This is a genomic window from Luteibacter sp. 3190 (assembly GCF_031456385.1).
GTDB lineage: Bacteria > Pseudomonadota > Gammaproteobacteria > Xanthomonadales > Rhodanobacteraceae > Luteibacter.
The window spans coordinates 260,388-276,560 of the sequence record NZ_JAVDUO010000002.1; the positions used below are offsets into that span (position 1 = coordinate 260,388).

General features: G+C 68.9%; 18 protein-coding genes. 11 read left to right on the top strand and 7 right to left on the bottom strand.

Going from position 1 to position 16,173, the window contains the following annotated elements:
• Positions 1-84 precede the first annotated feature (84 nt).
• The 3 genes from J2X58_RS11125 to J2X58_RS11135 all read left to right on the top strand — a co-directional run bounded on the left by J2X58_RS11125 (position 85) and on the right by J2X58_RS11135 (position 2,136).
• The gene (locus J2X58_RS11125; RefSeq protein WP_310048219.1) at positions 85-414 is read left to right on the top strand and encodes a nuclear transport factor 2 family protein; all 330 of its coding nucleotides are present in this window, start codon (positions 85-87) and stop codon (positions 412-414) included.
• Positions 411-1,193 carry an SDR family oxidoreductase gene (locus J2X58_RS11130; RefSeq protein ID WP_310048220.1) on the top strand — a complete coding sequence of 261 codons (783 nt, stop codon included), beginning with the start codon at positions 411-413 and terminating at the stop codon, positions 1,191-1,193. The genes J2X58_RS11125 and J2X58_RS11130 overlap by 4 nt, the downstream gene beginning before the upstream one ends.
• Before the next feature lie 118 nt (positions 1,194-1,311).
• Positions 1,312-2,136 carry a DUF5694 domain-containing protein gene (locus tag J2X58_RS11135; protein ID WP_310048221.1) on the top strand — a complete coding sequence of 275 codons (825 nt, stop codon included), beginning with the start codon at positions 1,312-1,314 and terminating at the stop codon, positions 2,134-2,136.
• Between the two features lie 7 nt (positions 2,137-2,143).
• Here J2X58_RS11135 and J2X58_RS11140 read toward each other — a convergent pair whose 3' ends face one another.
• Positions 2,144-3,028, bottom strand: a complete 885-nt coding sequence (locus J2X58_RS11140) for an SDR family oxidoreductase (protein ID WP_310048223.1) — start codon at positions 3,026-3,028, stop codon at positions 2,144-2,146.
• 105 nt (positions 3,029-3,133) lie between these two features.
• Here J2X58_RS11140 and J2X58_RS11145 point away from each other — a divergent pair, with 105 nt between their 5' ends.
• Positions 3,134-3,547, top strand: coding sequence for a helix-turn-helix domain-containing protein (locus tag J2X58_RS11145; RefSeq protein WP_090056712.1), 414 nt, complete (start codon positions 3,134-3,136; stop codon positions 3,545-3,547).
• A 10-nt stretch (positions 3,548-3,557) separates the two neighbouring features.
• On the opposite strand, the gene J2X58_RS11150 is transcribed toward J2X58_RS11145, so the two are convergent.
• Positions 3,558-3,944 carry a VOC family protein gene (locus tag J2X58_RS11150; protein ID WP_090056710.1) on the bottom strand — a complete coding sequence of 129 codons (387 nt, stop codon included), beginning with the start codon at positions 3,942-3,944 and terminating at the stop codon, positions 3,558-3,560.
• 175 nt (positions 3,945-4,119) lie between these two features.
• Here J2X58_RS11150 and J2X58_RS11155 point away from each other — a divergent pair, with 175 nt between their 5' ends.
• On the top strand, positions 4,120-4,389 hold the full coding sequence (locus J2X58_RS11155) for a hypothetical protein (RefSeq protein WP_310048226.1): 270 nt from the start codon (positions 4,120-4,122) through the stop codon (positions 4,387-4,389).
• Positions 4,390-4,453: 64 nt separating this feature from the next.
• Here J2X58_RS11155 and J2X58_RS11160 read toward each other — a convergent pair whose 3' ends face one another.
• Complete coding sequence (locus J2X58_RS11160) at positions 4,454-4,870, bottom strand: DUF1801 domain-containing protein (protein WP_090056706.1); 417 nt, start codon at positions 4,868-4,870, stop codon at positions 4,454-4,456.
• Positions 4,871-4,956: 86 nt separating this feature from the next.
• The gene (locus J2X58_RS11165) at positions 4,957-5,220 is read right to left on the bottom strand and encodes a LysR substrate-binding domain-containing protein (RefSeq protein ID WP_310048228.1); all 264 of its coding nucleotides are present in this window, start codon (positions 5,218-5,220) and stop codon (positions 4,957-4,959) included.
• Between the two features lie 100 nt (positions 5,221-5,320).
• Between J2X58_RS11165 and J2X58_RS11170 the strand changes: the two genes are divergently transcribed.
• On the top strand, positions 5,321-5,845 hold the full coding sequence (locus J2X58_RS11170; protein ID WP_310048230.1) for a hypothetical protein: 525 nt from the start codon (positions 5,321-5,323) through the stop codon (positions 5,843-5,845).
• Positions 5,846-5,953: 108 nt separating this feature from the next.
• Complete coding sequence (locus J2X58_RS11175; RefSeq protein WP_310048232.1) at positions 5,954-6,703, top strand: SDR family oxidoreductase; 750 nt, start codon at positions 5,954-5,956, stop codon at positions 6,701-6,703.
• A gap of 39 nt (positions 6,704-6,742) precedes the next feature.
• Here the strand turns inward: J2X58_RS11175 and J2X58_RS11180 are convergent, their stop codons facing one another.
• A complete protein-coding gene (locus tag J2X58_RS11180; RefSeq protein WP_310048234.1) occupies positions 6,743-7,888 on the bottom strand; it encodes a beta-eliminating lyase-related protein in 1,146 nt (381 codons plus the stop codon).
• 143 nt (positions 7,889-8,031) lie between these two features.
• Here J2X58_RS11180 and J2X58_RS11185 point away from each other — a divergent pair, with 143 nt between their 5' ends.
• From J2X58_RS11185 to J2X58_RS11195, 3 genes are all read left to right on the top strand, one after another.
• Positions 8,032-8,862 (top strand): plasmid replication/partition related protein, encoded by an 831-nt coding sequence (locus tag J2X58_RS11185; protein WP_310048236.1) that lies wholly within the window; start codon positions 8,032-8,034, stop codon positions 8,860-8,862.
• 102 nt (positions 8,863-8,964) lie between these two features.
• Positions 8,965-9,456 (top strand): hypothetical protein, encoded by a 492-nt coding sequence (locus J2X58_RS11190; protein WP_310048238.1) that lies wholly within the window; start codon positions 8,965-8,967, stop codon positions 9,454-9,456.
• 45 nt (positions 9,457-9,501) lie between these two features.
• The gene (locus J2X58_RS11195) at positions 9,502-10,443 is read left to right on the top strand and encodes a hypothetical protein (RefSeq protein WP_310048239.1); all 942 of its coding nucleotides are present in this window, start codon (positions 9,502-9,504) and stop codon (positions 10,441-10,443) included.
• Here J2X58_RS11195 and J2X58_RS11200 read toward each other — a convergent pair.
• Positions 10,393-11,235 (bottom strand): hypothetical protein, encoded by an 843-nt coding sequence (locus tag J2X58_RS11200; protein WP_310048241.1) that lies wholly within the window; start codon positions 11,233-11,235, stop codon positions 10,393-10,395. The genes J2X58_RS11195 and J2X58_RS11200 overlap by 51 nt on opposite strands.
• A gap of 112 nt (positions 11,236-11,347) precedes the next feature.
• Between J2X58_RS11200 and J2X58_RS11205 the strand changes: the two genes are divergently transcribed.
• Complete coding sequence (locus tag J2X58_RS11205; RefSeq protein WP_310048244.1) at positions 11,348-13,135, top strand: glycoside hydrolase family 97 catalytic domain-containing protein; 1,788 nt, start codon at positions 11,348-11,350, stop codon at positions 13,133-13,135.
• On the opposite strand, the gene J2X58_RS11210 is transcribed toward J2X58_RS11205, so the two are convergent.
• On the bottom strand, positions 13,126-16,164 hold the full coding sequence (locus J2X58_RS11210; RefSeq protein ID WP_310048246.1) for a two-component regulator propeller domain-containing protein: 3,039 nt from the start codon (positions 16,162-16,164) through the stop codon (positions 13,126-13,128). The genes J2X58_RS11205 and J2X58_RS11210 overlap by 10 nt on opposite strands.
• Positions 16,165-16,173 lie beyond the last annotated feature (9 nt).

Sequence of the window (16,173 nt, forward strand, 5' to 3'; positions counted from 1 at the left end):
CTACATAGCCAATTCGGATACTAGGTGATTCTCTCAACAGACGCGAGCGCGCATTCTCGGACCGTCCTCACCACGGAGTCCACCATGTCGACCCTCACCCTCCCCGAACCGATCGCCGCCTACTTCATCGCCGACACGCAAGGCCCCGACGCCGTCGCCCGCTGCTTCACCCCGCAGGGTGTCGTGACGGACAAGCGCGAAACCCACGTCGGCCGCGGGGCCATCGCGACGTGGAAGTCGGGCACGATGCGGCTCTACACCTATACGAACGAGCCTTTCTCGCTGGAAACGATCGACGGCTTCCACGTGGTGCGCAGCCACACCGAGGGCGACTTCGCCGGCAGCCCGATCGACATGACGCTCGCCTTCCGCCTCGAACGTGGCCTGATCGCGAGCCTGGAGATCACCGCATGAGCTTCGACCTTCAGCTCGACGGCCTGCGTGCCGTGGTCACCGGTGGCACGATGGGCCTTGGCGCGGCCGTCGTTCAGGCGCTCATCGATGCCGGCGCCCGCGTGGTCGCCTCGGCGCGTGGCGTGCCGGCCGCGCCCATCGACGGCGTCACGTACATCGCCGCGGATCTGACGACGGCGGAAGGCGTGACCCATCTCGCGCAGAGCGTTCTGCGGGAATGGGGCGCCGTCGACATCGTGATCGACGCGGTCGGCGGCTCCGCCACGCCCACTGGCGGCTACGCGGCCATCACCGACGAGCACTGGATGGCGGAGCTGAATCTGAACCTCATGTCCGCCGTACGCCTCGACCGCGCTCTGCTGCCCACGATGCTTGCGCAAGGCTCGGGCGTGGTCGTCCACGTGAGTTCGATCCAGCGCGTGATGCCCCTGCCGGAGTCCACCACGGCGTATGCCGCCGCGAAGGCGGCGCTCACCACGTACAGCAAATCGCTGGCGAAGGAAGTCATGCCCCGGGGCGTGCGCGTGCTGTCGGTCGCCCCGGGATGGATCGAGACGGAAGCGTCCGTCACGTTCGCGGAACGCCTGGGCTCGAGCGCCGGAACCGACTACGAGGGTGGCAAGCGGATGATCATGGATGCACTGGGTGGCATCCCGCTGGGTAGGCCCGCGACGCCCCGCGAAGTGGCCGACCTCATCGTCTTTCTGGCATCCCCGCGCGCCGCGTCGATCTCGGGTTCCGAACACCGCATCGACGGCGGCACCGTCAGAACACTCTAGGTTCGCCTGCGGTCGTCCCGTTTAAACCCTTTCCCTGCTCCACGCATCTTCGAATGGCTCGCGGGAGCCGGACGTGCGTCGTCCGGCCGGATACCAGTCGATGGATCAGGGGATACCGATGAGATCGTGGAAAGGACGAAACGTGTGGTCGTTGCTCGGCTGGATCGGCGGGGTGGCGTTTGTCTCCGCCCCGCTATCCAGCCTCGCGCGGGAAGCGCCGGATCCGGTACGCGTCATGATCGTGGGCGTGTCCCACATGGCGAATCCCGGCCACGATCTGCACAACATGACGCATGACGACGTGCTCGCTCCCAGGCGGCAGGCCGAGATCGAAGCGGTGACCGAACAGATCGCCCGCTTCGGCCCCAACAAGGTGGCGATCGAGATGGCGAAGGACGCGGCCGACGCCCAATACGCCAGCTACCTCGACGGAAGTCTGGCGCCTTCGCGCAGCGAGCGCGTCCAGCTCGGTTTCCGGCTCGCGAAACGGGTGCGATCGAGGTCGATCTTCGGCATCGATGCCGATGGCGACTTTCCTTTCGCACCGGTCAAGGCATACGCGGAAGCCCACGGCATGAAGGCGATGCTCGACGAGCAGGATGCCGCGATCGAGCGCGACCTCGCCGAGGAAAGCCGCATCCTCGCGACCGGCAGCATCGGCGCGGAGCTCCGCTATCTCAACAACGCCGCGCGACTGTCGAAGGACAACGCGTGGTACCGGACCGCGCTGTTCGTCGGTTCGGGCGACGTCCAGCCCGGCGCCGATCTGCTGAGCGCGTGGTATCGCCGGAACCTCCTGATCTGCGCGAAACTGCTGCAGGTCAGCCGGCCCGGCGACCGAATCGTCGTGTTCTTCGGCGCCGGCCACGCGTTCCTGCTTCGCCAGTGCGTCAGCGAAACGCCGGGCTTCGTGCTCGTCGAGCCGAACGATTACCTTCGTTGAGCATGCGTCAGCCCGACAAGGCACCCGCCTTGTCCGCGATGAATGCCTGTAACGAGGTCGGCGTGCGACCGAGGATCGTCGCGAGGTCGTCGGTGACGATGCCCAGGCTGCCCGCGCGCGTCGCGACTTCCATCGAGACGAGGATGGGGACGATGCCCTCGGGGACGCCAGCGGCGGCAAGGCCCGCGGCGAGCTGATCGTCCGTGACGTGTACGACGTCGAGCGGCTTGCCGGTGGACGTGCGCACGAGCGCGGCGATCTCTTCGACGGTGAAGGCTTCGCTGCCGGTGAGCGTATAGGTGCGGCTGCCGGACGGCGCTTCGGCGAGCACCGCCGCGATGGCCTCCGCGATCTCGTCGCGCGCCGCGTACGACGTCCTGCCCTGCTCGCTGGCCGTATACCAGTGACCGGACCGGAGCGCGGCCGGCACCGACATGAAGAGGTTCTCGTGGTACCAGCCGTTGCGGAACACGGTGACCGGCAGACCCGTGGCGTGCAGCGCTTCTTCCGTCAGCGCGTGATCCGGCGCGAACGAGATCGGCGACGTCTCCGGCGCCGGCAGCGACGTATAGGCGAGGTGGCGGACACCGGCCGCGACGGCCGCCTGCACGGCGTTGCGATGCTGGCGCAGACGATGCCCATCCTGCGTCAGCACGTCGGTGGAGATGATCAGCACGGTCCCGGCTCCCGCGAACGCGCTCGTCAGGCCCGGCACGTCGTCGAAATCGGCCTTGCGAACGGTGACGCCGCGCGCCGCCAGGTCGGCGAGCTTCTCCGGGTGACGCGTGCCGGCCACGATGCGCTCCGGTGCCACGCGACGGTCGAGGAGATGGCGCACGACGGCGCCGCCCAGATGACCGGCGGCGCCGGTGATGAAGATCGTGTCGCTCATGCCTGTGCATCCTGTCGAGTGATACTCTCTTTTTGAGAGCGCCTGAAAGATCGGGCATGTGACGGCCTCCGTAAAGGAGGCACTTTGACTGGCGATAGGCACAAAATGGGAACCACCCCGCCGGAAACCCGGGTGTCGCGGATGCTGGCGCGCCAGCGCGCGATCACCGGCAACATCAACGACTGCCCCGTGCGCGACGTCCTCGATGTCATCGGAGGCCGGTGGAGCACGCTCCTGCTCATGGCGCTGGCGGAACGCCCCTACCGCTTCGGCGAGCTGCGCCGCCTCGTGCCCGATATCTCACAGCGCATGCTCACGCAGACGCTGCACGAACTGCAGCGCGAGGGATACGTCCATCGCGAAGTCTTCCCGACGCGACCGCCCAGCGTCGAATACAGCATGACGGACCTCGGACGTTCGATCTTCGAACCGATCCGCGGACTGCTCGACTGGGCCGAACGCCACGTCGATGCCGTACGTGAGGCGCGGCGCGCGTTCGACGAGGAGCACGCGGCTTAGCCGTTCCGGTTCACATCCCGGCGGGCGCCTCCCAGAGCTCGACCTTGTTGCCCTCCGGATCGATGACCCAGCCGAACTTGCCGAACTCGCCGTCGTCGGTGCGATCGAGCACATTGCAGCCTCCGTCGCGGAGCGCCTGCATCAGCGTCGCCAGGTCGTCGACCCGGTAATTGATCACGAAGGCCGGCTGGCCTGGTGGGAAGTTCTCCTCTCCCTGGGCGCCGATCGACCAGATCGTCGTGCCGCCCTTCGGCTCTCCGTTCTCATCGGTCCAGCGGAACGCCGCGCCACCCCATGGGAGGACGTCGACACCCAGATGCTTCACGTACCAGCCGCGCAGGGCGACCGGGTCCTTCGCGCTGAAGAAGATGCCGCCGATACCTGTGACACGTGCCATGGCTACCTCCGGTTCGATAAGTCCCAGGGCCGCACTATGCACCGTCGCCGCGCGGGCCGCTTCACCGATGTGAAGACACGGGACCTTCGTCATGTAGCGCGGGCGCTTCGCCAAGGTAATAATCAGTAAGTGCTTACGCACAACGACGATCCCGCTACCGCACCGTTACCGTTCAATGTCCAGGCAACTCGTACGTCGCGCCAGGCTCCAGCGCGTCCTGCACTACCTCACCGCATCCGGCATCGACACCTACGATGCCCAGGCACGCCACCTCGGGAACGCCATCGGTGGCCATCGCCTCGAGGCGATGGCCACGGGGAGTTACATCAACACGTGGTTCGCGCGCTGTGTCGAGCACAGCATGGGCCTCACGCGCGGCTGGATGGACCAGCCCGACGACGGGGTCACATGCGCTGCCGACGATGGGGACGAGACGGCCGCCTGACGCACCGTGCACGTGAAGCGCGACGCGAGTCCGTTCGCGTGCGCGCGCGCCCAGCCGACGGGAATTACCGCGCAGACGGCTTCCGCTTCGCCTTGCTTTCCCTGTTCGTCGCGATCGCCTCGCGGACCAGCGCGACGAACGCATTCTCGTCGATCGCATCGCCTTCGGCGATATCGATCGCCCGGCGCATGTTGCCATCCAGGCTCGCGTTGAAGAGCTTCGTCGGGTCGGGAAGCGACGCGCCCTTCGCGAAGGTCAGCTTGATCTTGGCCTTGTAGGACTCGCCAGTGCAGATGATGCCGTCGCGCGACCAGACCGGCGTACCCATCCACTTCCACTCCTCGACGACCGCGGGATCCGCCTGGAGGATGAGGCCACGCATGCGCGCGAGCGTCTCGCCCCGCCAGTCGCCGAGCGACGCGATGCGTTCGTCGATAAGCGTGGACGCCGATGCGCCACCGGCCGTCTTCGTCGTCGCCATGAGTCCTACCCTCTCTTGTCGGGGACGATTCTTCTACCAGTAACGCATTGCCGCAACCAAGGGAGGAGCACGGCGCGTCGCCGCTTTCAGGCGCCTGAAGCGAACCGAACGCCCTCGGCCGCCACGAATTCGGTGAGTCGCTTCACGCGCACCGGTGTGAGGCGCCCGAAGGCATGCAGCGCATGCAAGGGAAGCGACGGCAGGGCATGCGCGGGAAGGAGACGGACGAGTCGGCCGGCATCGATGTCCGCCCGCACGGTGCAGACCATCAGGTAGCCCACGCCGATGCCCTGGACGGCCGCCTCGCGCAGCGCGACACCCGTGTCCACGCCCACCGGCCCGCGCGGCACGAAGGTCGACCCGTCGTCGAACGTCAGCGGATAAGCGGCCCCTCATGAGGTAACGCACGAAAGGAAGCTCCCTGAGCTCATCGACCGTCGATGGCGTGCCATGCGTCGCAAGCAGGGTCGGGGACGCGACGAGCGCCATGTCGAGCTGCGCGAGCAGGCGGGAGCGCAGGTCGCTCTCGGCGGGATGCCCGACACGGAACACCACGTCGAAGCCTTCGCCGACCACGTCGACGGGGCGGTCGACGAGCACCATGTCGAGTTCGAGCCCAGGATGCGCGGCGACGAAGCGTGTCGCCAGCGGCTGCATGAGCAATCGCCCGAGATCGCTCGGCATGCTTACGCGAAGCCGCCCGCGCGCCTCGCCCTCCGGACGGATGGCGTCGGCGGAGTCGTCGAGGTCGCGCAGCAAGGGCGCCACCCGGTTGAAGAACACGAGGCCATCGGGCGTGAGGTCCAGCTGCCGTGTCGATCGACGGAACAGCCGGACGCCGAGTTCGGCTTCCAGGCGCGCGATGCTTTTCGAAACCGCGGACGGCGTCGTCCCGGTGATACGCGAGGCCGCGCTGAACGATCCGGCTTCGACGGAGCGCACGAACGCGACGAGATTGGCGGCCTGATGAAGTAGGTGGGACATCTGGGAGTTCCTGGCACAAATGAAGTGCCCGCGAGCTGGCTACCGGCCCCGCGGATGCGCCGCATATCGTGGCGATCATCATCGTAACGAGGCATTCCCATGAAACGCTTGGACGGTAAGATCGCCCTGATCACCGGCGGAAACAGCGGCATCGGCCTGGCAGCGGCGCGCCTCTTCGCGCGCGAAGGCGCGCAGGTGATCGTGACCGCACGCCGAAAGGACGCGTTGGACGAGGCGGTCGCCGTGATCGGCCACGGCGCCCTCGGCATCGTCGGCGACGTCGCGGACCTCGCGCATCACGCGCAGGTCGCGAGCACCGTTCGCGAGCGCTTCGGCACGCTCGACGTGTACATGGCCAACGCTGGAATCATCACCATCCAGCCCTCGGCAGACGTGACGCCCGAGGGATACGATGCCCAGTTCGGCGTGAACACGCGCGGGGTCTTCTTCGGTGTCCAGGCGATCGCACCCGTGATGCGCGACGGCGGCAGCATCATCCTCACCAGCTCGCTCGCCGCGACGCGCACGCTCGACGGCCATGCCGTCTATGCGGGCAGCAAGGCGGCGATCGCGGCGTTCGCCCGTCACTGGACGATGGAGTTCCGCGCTCGGCGGCTCCGTGTGAACGTACTCAGCCCTGGCCCGGTGGATACCGCCATCCTTGACAAGCTCGGGGTGGCGGACGCCGATCGTCCGGCGTTCCTCGATGCGGTGACCGCGCAGATTCCCGCGGGCCGCATGGGTACGCCGGACGAACTGGCGGAGGCGGCGTTGTTCCTTGCCTCGGACGCCAGCGCGTTCGTCAACGGCACCGAGTTGCATGCGGACGGAGGCATGACGGCGGCCTGACACGGAATCGCGACGACGTGTGGGAGGCGCGTCGGCGAGTCAGAAGGCCGCGGCGATCGACGCCACGGGCTTGCGCAGGATCGTCTCGTTGAAGACCAGCTGGAGCCGGCCGTCACGCACCTTGCGGATCGCGATGTCGTGCTCGGTCAGGCGCTCGCGCAGACCCGTGGCGACGTTCTCGTCCAAACGCAGAAACACGATGTTGCTGCCGTCGACGACCCGTTCGACGGTCACGCCGGGCTTCTTCGCGAGTCGCGCGAGCAGGTCCTCGGCCGCGGAGTGGACGCGCGCGAAGCGTTCTTCGAACCCGTCGAGCGTCTTCGCGGCGAGTATCGCCGCGGTCCAGCCGTGATAGAGCGCGCCACCGAACACGTGGCGCGCCTGCCGCGCCTTATCGACGAAGGCCTTGTCGCCCGCGAGAATCGCGCCGAACGGCGCGCCGAGATATTTGTAGAGCGACACGTACACCGAGTCGAACGGACCGCAATAGCTGCGCAGGTCGAATCCCGGCAGGCCGCACATGAGCAGCAGCCGCGCTCCGTCCAGATGCATGCGCGCGCCTTTTCCGTGCGCCAACGCCGCGATCCTGGCGATCGTCTCCTGCTTCACGGTGGCGCCATCGAGGCGCCGTACCGGACTTTCGATGGACACCGCGCCGACGTCCACCGGAAAGGGATCCTCGCCGCTGCGTGCGAAGGCCGCCAGCATCCCGTCGTACAAACCTTCCGAGGCGCCGCCGGCGACGGGCACGGGATTGATCGAGCTCATGACGGCGACGGCATCGGATTCGTCACGGTAGACGTGGCTCTCTTCCTGCAGCAACACGCGCGAGCGCCCGGCGCAATGCAGCCGGATCGCGATTTGGTTCGCCATCGTGCCGCTCGGCATGAACGCGGCGTCCTCCTTGCCGAGCATCCGCGCGAACTGCCGCTCCAGCGCGCCGGTGGCGCCCTCGGCGAGGTAGACGTCGCCGATGTCCTCCCTGCCCTTCATCGCGGCCAGAAGCCGGGCGGGAAGCTGCGCCGGCCGGGAGGGCACGTTGTCGCCGAGGAAGGAGACGATACGGTCGGGCGGTATGTCCTCGATGGTGCGCGCCGCGGCGAGCGCCGCCATCGGCAACCCGAGGCCGGCAAGGGAAAGGGCGCCCAGCGGCGCGGCCTGCATGAACTGTCGACGACTGACCATCCGTTTCTCCCCGTTCGCGGCATGAAGGCCTGCTGCCCCAAGGGTCGCACGCCCCGGCGCGACCGCGCCAACGTGCCGTCCCTGCACGCCCGCCCCGCAGGCACTAGAATGCCGCCCCCGCCGCCGTCCGACTCCCGCCGCTCATGCACATCGTCGTCAACGAAGATCTCAAGGCCTACATCGACCCGCTCACGCCGGACGAGTACGAGTCGCTGGAGCGCAGCCTGCTCACCGAGGGCTGCCGCGACGCGCTCGTGCTCTGGGGCGACACGCTCGTCGACGGCCACAACCGTTACGGCATCTGCCGCAAGCACGACATCCCCTTCCGCACGGTGCAGAACGAGCGGTTCCAGTCGATCGAAGACGTGCATCTGTGGATGATCGAGCAGCACCTGGGCCGACGCAGCGTCTCGGACTTCCAGCGCGGCGTGCTCGCCCTGCGCAAGCGCGAGATCCTCGCGGAACGCCGTGCGAAGCTCGCCGAAGCGGAGGCCGAGGGACGCGAGGTCGCCCCGGACGTACCGTTCGACACCACGGGTGCCCAGCCCGCCTCCGGCAAGGCCCGCCCGAACCCGGCCGAGAGCCGCAAGGACATCGCGCGCGAGGCCCGGATCAGCAGCAACCAGGTCGGCATGATCGAGAAGATCCGCAAGGAAGCCGCTCCCGAGGTGGTCGCCGCCGTGAAGTCCGGCACCCTCTCGATCAGCGCGGCCGCCGCCGTCGCCAGCCTGCCCGAGGAGGAGCAACGCGCCGCCGCCACCGCCGGGGACGCCGAGCTGAAGGAAGCGGCCAAGCGGGTCCGGGAGTCGAAGCGCAAGCCGCGCGAGAAGCCGACCGACGAGGTGAAGGCCTTGCGCGAGCAGATCGCCGACCTCGAGGCGGAGAACCGCAACCTGCGCCGCGAGATCGACGCCCTGCGTTCGCGCCTGGGCGAACCGGTGACCGAGGACGCGGACGAGGCGCTGGCGGAGTAAGGTGTCGGTGGGGCGGGAACTCCGGCGGCCTGCCAGCGTTCCAAGCCCCGGTACACCGGACGCGGCCTCGAGCGTTCGTAGGCCTGAACCGGAGCGTTTCCCATGAAAGCCATCCTCGCCCTCGCCGCCACGTCCCTGCTCGCCACGGCCGCGGTGGCCCAACAGCAGAAGCCGCTCAACCTCAACCTGCCGCCGGACTTCACGCCGACGCCGGTCGCCGCCAGCAGCGCGCCGGCACCGGCGTCGACCAGCGCGGCCCCCGGCGCATCCGGTAAGGAGAGCGTAGCGGTCACCCGGTCGCGGCCTCTCGACCCGCCGGGCACGTACTACGGCGACACCAGCGGCCGGATGGCGGGCGCCGATGTCGCGGACGACACCCCGGACTGCGACGACGCCACGTACAACAAGCCGCAGGTGCACGGCAGCGTGAGCACCGGCGTGGTCAGTGCCAGCCACGGTTACGGTGGCAGCTACCAGGCCGGCACCGTGAACCTGAGCCAGGCGTTCGGCAGCTGCGACCATCCGAAGGGCGGCGTGAGCATCTCGATCGGTGGCGGGCAGGACAACTTCGGCCGCGGGCGCGGCCGCTGGTAACGCACCGGGTGTAGGATCGGCGGGTCGCCCGGACGAGCACCCGCCATGCCCCAATCCAGCGCACTTTCCCAGCGCGGCCAGTTCCGCGCGATGTACAAGGGACTGAAGGACGAACGACGCCTCGATCGCACGCCGGTCATCTTCTGCGAAGGCGATTCCTGGTTTTCCACGCCGCTGGCGATGAACCTGCTCGACTGGATCGTGTCCCCCGCACCGGAGGACGAAGAACGCGGCGTGCCGCAGTTCGGACAGGGCGGATTGTTCTTTCGCGTCGAGCGCAGTGGCGACCAGGCCACGCCGCAGCGCGAGCACCCGGATCGCTCGATGTTCACGCAGGAGAACCTCGACGACCTGCTCGGGTGGTTCACGAAGTTCGACTTCGACGCGGTGCTGCTCAGCGCCGGCGGCAACGACTTCGTCGACACATGGCTGGGGAACGCGCTCAAGGGCCGCAGCGGCCTGACGCCGCAGGAAGCCTTCGAGGCGATCGAGGCCACCGGCCGCTTCGACCAGGTACGCGACGCGTACGCGTTCTTCGTCGGCGCGTTCCATCGCGCGCGGCCCGACGTGCCCTTCCTCGCCCACACGTACGACTATCCCCGCCTCATCGGCAGCCGGGCGGAGTTCGGGCTGCGCAATCTCGGCGTCGCCGCGCTGCTGAAGAAGTCGATCGGTCCGTGGATCGGGCCGAACATCCGTCAGGCGCTCGGCGACGACATCGTCAAGGGACGCGCGTTCGCGCGGCTGCTGATCGACGGCTTCGTCGACCAGGTGCTGGAGCCGCTGAAGAACGATCCGCGCTTGCACGGCCGGTTCGACTACGTCGATCTGCGCGGGCTGTTGCCCGACGATGCCGACTGGAACGACGAGATGCATCCGACCGAGGCGGGCTTTCACCGACTGGCGGGCGTGTTCCGCGGCCGCCTGATCCAGAAGCTACCCGCCACGAAATCCGGCGTGGAACACGACGATCCGGTCGTCGGCTGACGGATCGGCATCGTCGCTGCGCAGCCACGGCATGCGCGCGAACGTGCGCGTGCAGGGCCCCAGCGTGACGACGCGCAAAGGACGCTCGCGCGCCTGCCGTTCGATGCCGGCGATCACGTCTCGCAACACGGTGCCGATGAAGGGCGTGAACAGATAGAACACGGTCGCCGCCGAAAGATCGGCCTCGCGTGCGTCGCCCGTGGCGAGATGCACGTCGGCCAGTCCCAGCGACCGCGCGGCGTCCATCGCGCGCTCGACGTACGCCGGCTCCCGTTCGACGCCCAGCGTGCGCGCGCCGGTGAGCACGTTGACGAGGATCGGCACGTGGCCCAGCCCGGCGCCGAGGTCCATGACGACGTCGTCGCGCGCGATGCGCGCACGCGCGATGCCATCGACGATGTGGCGCGCCGGACTCGGCTGGTAGAAGACCATCTCGCGCGGCGGCGACGGATGGGCGACGTCCGGCTCCTCGAGCGCGAGGACGCCGGCGAGCACGTGGTCGAGCACGTCGTAATGCTGTCCGGTCGGCACCCCCACGTCGAGCCACGGCGCGAAGGCCATGCGGCCTTCGCCGCGGCGGACGGCGTCGCGCATCGTGTCGAAGCCGATCGCGTCGACGGACGCCATCGCATCGATCAGCGCCACGGCGCGCGACACGAGCGCCGGATCGTGCGCGCCGATCAGGAGCAGCTCGAGACGATCCGCCGCGTCCGCGCGGAAGCGAAACGACGAGGGTTCGCGCCAGGCGACTTCGTGTTCGAGGAGTGCGATGGCCGAGGCGAGGGAGTCCATGGGGCATTATCGCCGACAGGGCCCAGCAGGCGGGACGAAACGTGCCCTGCGTCCTTGAGTACGCAAGGACCGTGTGGAATGCTCGGGCATCGCCGCCGACAGGAACCACCGGATGAAGCACGCCTCCCGCCGTCTCGCCGCCGCCATCGCGACCCTCGTCAGCCTTCCCGCCCTCGCCGCGCCGCCGCTGGCCACGCTCGTGTTCCGGGACGGCGGTCGGCCAGTGCTGAGCATCACCGATCCGCACGGCGCGGCGCTGGTGGATGAGACCCTCGGCCTGCGCACCACCGACGCCGACCTGACGCACGATCTTCGCCTCATCGGCACGACGCAGCGCCAGCTCACCGAGCATTACCGGATGACGGTCGGCAAGAAGCTCGACCGCACCGCCAACCTCTCCGAGACGCGCTATGCCCTGCAGAACGCGAAGGGCCAGAAGCTCGACGTGGTCGTGCGTATCGGCAACGACGGCGTCGCGTTCCGTTACGAACTGCCGGGCGCGACACGCGCGGCGGTGACGGGCGAGGCGACGTCGTTCGCCGTGCCCGCGAGCGCGCCGGCCTGGCTGCTGCCCTACAGCCCCGAGTACGAGAAGGAACGCTTCCAGACGACGGCCGGTGGCGCGGCGCCCGGGCAGTACGGCTATCCCTCGCTGTTCCGCATCGGCGACAGCTACGTGTTGCTCACCGAAGCCAATGCGGACGGCCGCTACGACGGCAGCCGCCTCACGCACGCGGCGAACACCGGAGACTACGCGCTGACGCTCGCCGACACGCGCGTGGAGAGCACCGGCGTCACGCCATGGCGCACGGCGATCATCGGCGACCTCGCGACCGTGACGGAATCGACCCTCGTCGACGACCTGGCCGATCCCGCGAAGTTTTCCGACACGTCGTGGATCCGGCCGGGCAAGGTGGCCTGGTCGTGGCTGAGCGAACACGCGAGCCCGTCGGATGCGACGCGCCAGCGGGCCTATGTCGACTTCGCGGCGAAGAACCGCATTCCCTACGTGCTGGTGGACGAGGGCTGGAAGGACGCATGGGTACCGGACCTCGTGCGCTACGCGAACGCGAAGCACGTCGACATCCTCCTCTGGTACCACTGGTCGAAGCTCGACACGCCCGCCAAGCGCATGGCCGAACTGACGAAGGTGAAGGGCTGGGGCGTGAAGGGCGTGAAGGTCGACTTCATGGAGTCGGATTCGCAGGCGCGTTACCGCTGGTACGACGAAACGCTCGCCGACACCGCGAAACTTCAGCTGATGCTGAACTTCCACGGCGCCACCATCCCGCACGGTCTTCAGCGCACCTGGCCGCACCTGATGACGATGGAGGGCGTACGCGGCGCGGAGAACGATCCGCCGGTCGTGGGTAACACCATCCAGCCGTTCACGCGCAATGTCGTGGGTTCGATGGATTACACGCCGGTCGCGTTCGACGCGGGACGCAAGGAAGCCTCGATCGCCCACGAAGTGGCGCTGCCCATCGTGTTCGAGTCCGGGTGGACGCACTTCGCGGACCGTCCGGAAGCCTACGAGGCCCGGCCACAGGCGCTCGCTTTCCTCGACCAGATTCCCACCGTCTGGGACGAGACGAAGCTGCTCGGCGGGACGCCGGGGCAGGATGCGATCTTCGCCCGCCGCAGCGGCGACCGCTGGTACATCGGCGCGATCGCGGCCGGCGCGCCCCGCCGGCTCACCGTGCCGCTCGCGTCGCTGGGCGTCGGTCCCTGGCACGTCGACATCGTGCGTGACGGCGCCGGTCGCGGCGATGTCGTGCACACGCGGCAGAACGTCACGGCCGACGGTTCGCTGTCGTTCGACGTGCCGGTCAACGGAGGCTTCGCGGCGATCCTGTGCCCCATGGCGAAGGGACAGTTCGAGAACGGGTGCTATCGCTGACGCACGCTCCGCCACCACCGCCGGAGCGGCGTGTGGTGGCCCGGGAACGCGCGGGCGAGAGGGATGCGCACCGCGATCTCCGTGCCGCCGTCGATCCGCGAAGCGATCGACGGGACGCCGCCCGCAGCGAGGGCACGCTCGCGGATGCCGCGTAGTCCCCAGTGCCCCGAGCGTCCGTCACGCAGCACGATCTCGTCGATACCGCGACCATCGTCGCGGACGCTGAGCAGCAGGTCGTTGCCCTCGACGCGCAACGCGACCTCGATGCGGGAGGCGTTCGCGTGGGTGATCGCGTTGTGCACGGCTTCCCTCGCGATGCCGTAAAGCTCGTCGCGCACCAACCCGTCGAGGTGACGCAGGTCGGCGGTCACGTCGACCACGACGGGCACGGTGTGCTCGGTCGCGAAAGCGGCCGCCATGTCGCGTAACGCCACATCGAGACGGCCCGAATAGCTCCCGTGGGCGCGCAGGTCGCGCACGCGGTCGCGCGCCTCGACCATCGCCTCGTCCGCACGGTCCAGCGCCCGCTCCATCGCCACGCGCAGCGGATCGCCGGGTGGGACGCGGTTGGCGATCGCCTGGAAGCGCATGGCGAGCCCCTGGACGCTTTGCAGCAGGGTGTCGTGCAGGTCGCGCGCGATGCGCTCGCGCTCCGCGTGCCGTTCGTGCAGGCGTTCGCGCAGCTGGGCGGAGATCCGCCGGAGACGGACGAAGAACGCGGCCCAGATCAGCAGCGCCGTCACCGCGGCGCAGAACAGATAGAACCAGGGCATCTGGTAGAACGCGCGCGCCACGGTGATGCCGACGGACGCTCCCGCCTCGTTCGTCACGCCATCCTCGTTCGACGCGATCACACGGAACACGTAACGACCCGGCGGCGGATCGGTATAGACCGCCTCGCGTTCGTCTCCCGCGTCGCGCCAGCGCGTGTCGAGCCCTTCCATGCGATAGCGGAAGCGCACACGCTCCGGCATCGTCAGGCTGGTGGCCGTGAACGCGATGCGCAGCCGCTCCGTTCGTGGGGGTAGCCGTGTCTCCGCGTCCGCCGGCCAGGTGCCCATGTCCGTGCCGACGGTGCGCACGAAGACCGAGGGTGCGAGCGCGTTGCGCGGGACGTCCGCCGGATCGATCGACACGATACCGCTGGTGGTCGCGAACCACAGGCGGCCGTCGTCGGCGACGACCGCCGTCGGCAGCGGGCGGAACTGCGCGGGCGTGCCGGGAAGGCCGTCGAGGGAATCGAACACCCGCACCGGCGGCCGATACTCGGCATCCGCGAGGGCGCGTGCCATGTCCGCTCCGGCGATGCGGACGACGCCCTGCGCGGCGCTCGCCCAGAAATCGCCGCGGCGGTCGCGCACCAGGCCGGAGACCCCGCGCAACGGTTCGCCGCGCGTCACGATCATGTGGGCGCGGTCGCCGATGATCGCGCCGACGCCCAGTTCGCCGCCTACCCACATGGCTTCGCCATCCTCCAGGAGGGCGGTGACGTTACCGACGGACAGGCCCTCGCGAAGTCCGACGACCGTGTCCTTCGCGCCGTCGCGGATCAGCACCGTGTTCCGGGCGAACCCCATCCACAATCGCTCGCGACGGTCGCGGGCGAGGACGAGCGGCGCCGGATCGTTGGCGAACGTCGCGAGGGGATCGTGAGTCCAGCGGCCGTCACTGAAGTGATAGATGCCCGGCCGGTTCAACGAGACGAAGGCGCCGCCGTGACCGTCGCCGACCACCGCCTGCACGCCCGAATAGTCGGGGTACGGCAGCGCGGCGACCGGCTCGGGCACGCCGTCGCGAAGCTTCCATAGCCCGTTGGGTCCGCCGAGCCATGTGCCGTCGGCGTCGCGGCTCGCCGCGGTGATCGCCTGGGTCAGCCTCGACGGGGTGATGCCCTCGAGCCCGAGATAGCTCAAGGGGTGGTTCTTCGTGCCGACCCAGACGCCCTTCGACGCTGCCGCGACCATGGCGAAGTCGGTCGCACCGGGCAGTTGCGCGGCGGGCAGCAGGCGGCTGACGCGGAAGCGGTCGAGGCCGCGGCTACCGCCGAACCAGAGGTTGCCCTCGCGATCCTGCAGCACCGCGCTCGTGTAGTCGGAGCTCATGCCGTCGCGCTCCACGAAACGCTGGGCATCGGTGTCGTCGGGCCCGAGGATCTTCGCGGCCAGTTCGTGCACCCGTGGAACGCGGCGGATCCCGTTGCCGAGCGTCGGCATCCACAGGGCCCCTTCGCGATCGAAGAGCAGGCCTGCCGACGCGATCCGCAGCACGGGCCCCGCCGTGGCGGGATCGCCCGTCGCTGTCCAGACGGGGCGCACGCCGCCGTCCGCTTCGGCGACCCAGATGGCCCCGTCGGGCGCTTCGGCGATCCGGTTGATGCGTCCCACGTCGCGTGACGCGATCTGGAAACGCGTCCCGCCGCGGGGCAGCCACGCGAGGACGTCCTCCGTGGCGACCCACAGCCGGCCCTGACGGTCGACGGCGAGGTTGCGCGCCCGCGTACCGGGAAGGCCGAGCGCCGTCCCAACCGCCGTCCATCGCCCATGATCGAAACGCGCCAGGCCGTTGAACGTCGCCGCCCAGATCGTGCCGTCGGGTGTCCCGGCTATCGCATACACCGTGCCCGATGGAAGGCCGGACCCCGCCGTGAAGTGCGTCGCCCGGTCGCCTTTCACGAAGCTCGCCACGCCATAACGGAAACCGATCCACAGCCCGCCCGAGGGCGGCGCGTAGAGCGCGGCGACGCTCGACGCGAGGAAGTCGCCGCCTTCACGCGGCCGGTAACGCTCGAAGTGGACGCCGTCGAAGCGGTAAAGGCCCGTCTGCGTGCCCAGCCAGAGATAGCCGTCCGCCGTCTGCGCGAGCGCGGTCACCTGACCGGGCGCGCCTTCGCGCACCGTCCATGCGGTGTGGTAGTACTGGCCGATGTCGCGGTCGCGGTTGTCCATCGCCCACGCGCCGGCGGCGAACACGATCCAGCCGCACAGCGTCCAGAGCCATCTCCACGGCGATGTCGCGACTGGCCGCCGCATGGCCCCTAC

Bases quoted from the DNA above. Each gene is read 5' to 3' on its own strand.
- J2X58_RS11145 (WP_090056712.1), top strand. From the start codon at position 3,134: ATGGGAACCACCCCGCCGGAAACCCGGGTGTCGCGGATGCTGGCGCGC.
- J2X58_RS11140 (WP_310048223.1), bottom strand. From the start codon at position 3,028: ATGAGCGACACGATCTTCATCACCGGCGCCGCCGGTCATCTGGGCGGC.
- J2X58_RS11180 (WP_310048234.1), bottom strand. From the start codon at position 7,888: ATGGTCAGTCGTCGACAGTTCATGCAGGCCGCGCCGCTGGGCGCCCTT.
- J2X58_RS11135 (WP_310048221.1), top strand. From the start codon at position 1,312: ATGAGATCGTGGAAAGGACGAAACGTGTGGTCGTTGCTCGGCTGGATC.
- J2X58_RS11160 (WP_090056706.1), bottom strand. From the start codon at position 4,870: ATGGCGACGACGAAGACGGCCGGTGGCGCATCGGCGTCCACGCTTATC.
- J2X58_RS11195 (WP_310048239.1), top strand. From the start codon at position 9,502: ATGCCCCAATCCAGCGCACTTTCCCAGCGCGGCCAGTTCCGCGCGATG.
- J2X58_RS11150 (WP_090056710.1), bottom strand. From the start codon at position 3,944: ATGGCACGTGTCACAGGTATCGGCGGCATCTTCTTCAGCGCGAAGGAC.
- J2X58_RS11125 (WP_310048219.1), top strand. From the start codon at position 85: ATGTCGACCCTCACCCTCCCCGAACCGATCGCCGCCTACTTCATCGCC.
- J2X58_RS11185 (WP_310048236.1), top strand. From the start codon at position 8,032: ATGCACATCGTCGTCAACGAAGATCTCAAGGCCTACATCGACCCGCTC.
- J2X58_RS11200 (WP_310048241.1), bottom strand. From the start codon at position 11,235: ATGGACTCCCTCGCCTCGGCCATCGCACTCCTCGAACACGAAGTCGCC.
- J2X58_RS11190 (WP_310048238.1), top strand. From the start codon at position 8,965: ATGAAAGCCATCCTCGCCCTCGCCGCCACGTCCCTGCTCGCCACGGCC.
- J2X58_RS11170 (WP_310048230.1), top strand. From the start codon at position 5,321: ATGCGTCGCAAGCAGGGTCGGGGACGCGACGAGCGCCATGTCGAGCTG.
- J2X58_RS11130 (WP_310048220.1), top strand. From the start codon at position 411: ATGAGCTTCGACCTTCAGCTCGACGGCCTGCGTGCCGTGGTCACCGGT.
- J2X58_RS11155 (WP_310048226.1), top strand. From the start codon at position 4,120: ATGTCCAGGCAACTCGTACGTCGCGCCAGGCTCCAGCGCGTCCTGCAC.
- J2X58_RS11205 (WP_310048244.1), top strand. From the start codon at position 11,348: ATGAAGCACGCCTCCCGCCGTCTCGCCGCCGCCATCGCGACCCTCGTC.
- J2X58_RS11175 (WP_310048232.1), top strand. From the start codon at position 5,954: ATGAAACGCTTGGACGGTAAGATCGCCCTGATCACCGGCGGAAACAGC.
- J2X58_RS11210 (WP_310048246.1), bottom strand. From the start codon at position 16,164: ATGCGGCGGCCAGTCGCGACATCGCCGTGGAGATGGCTCTGGACGCTG.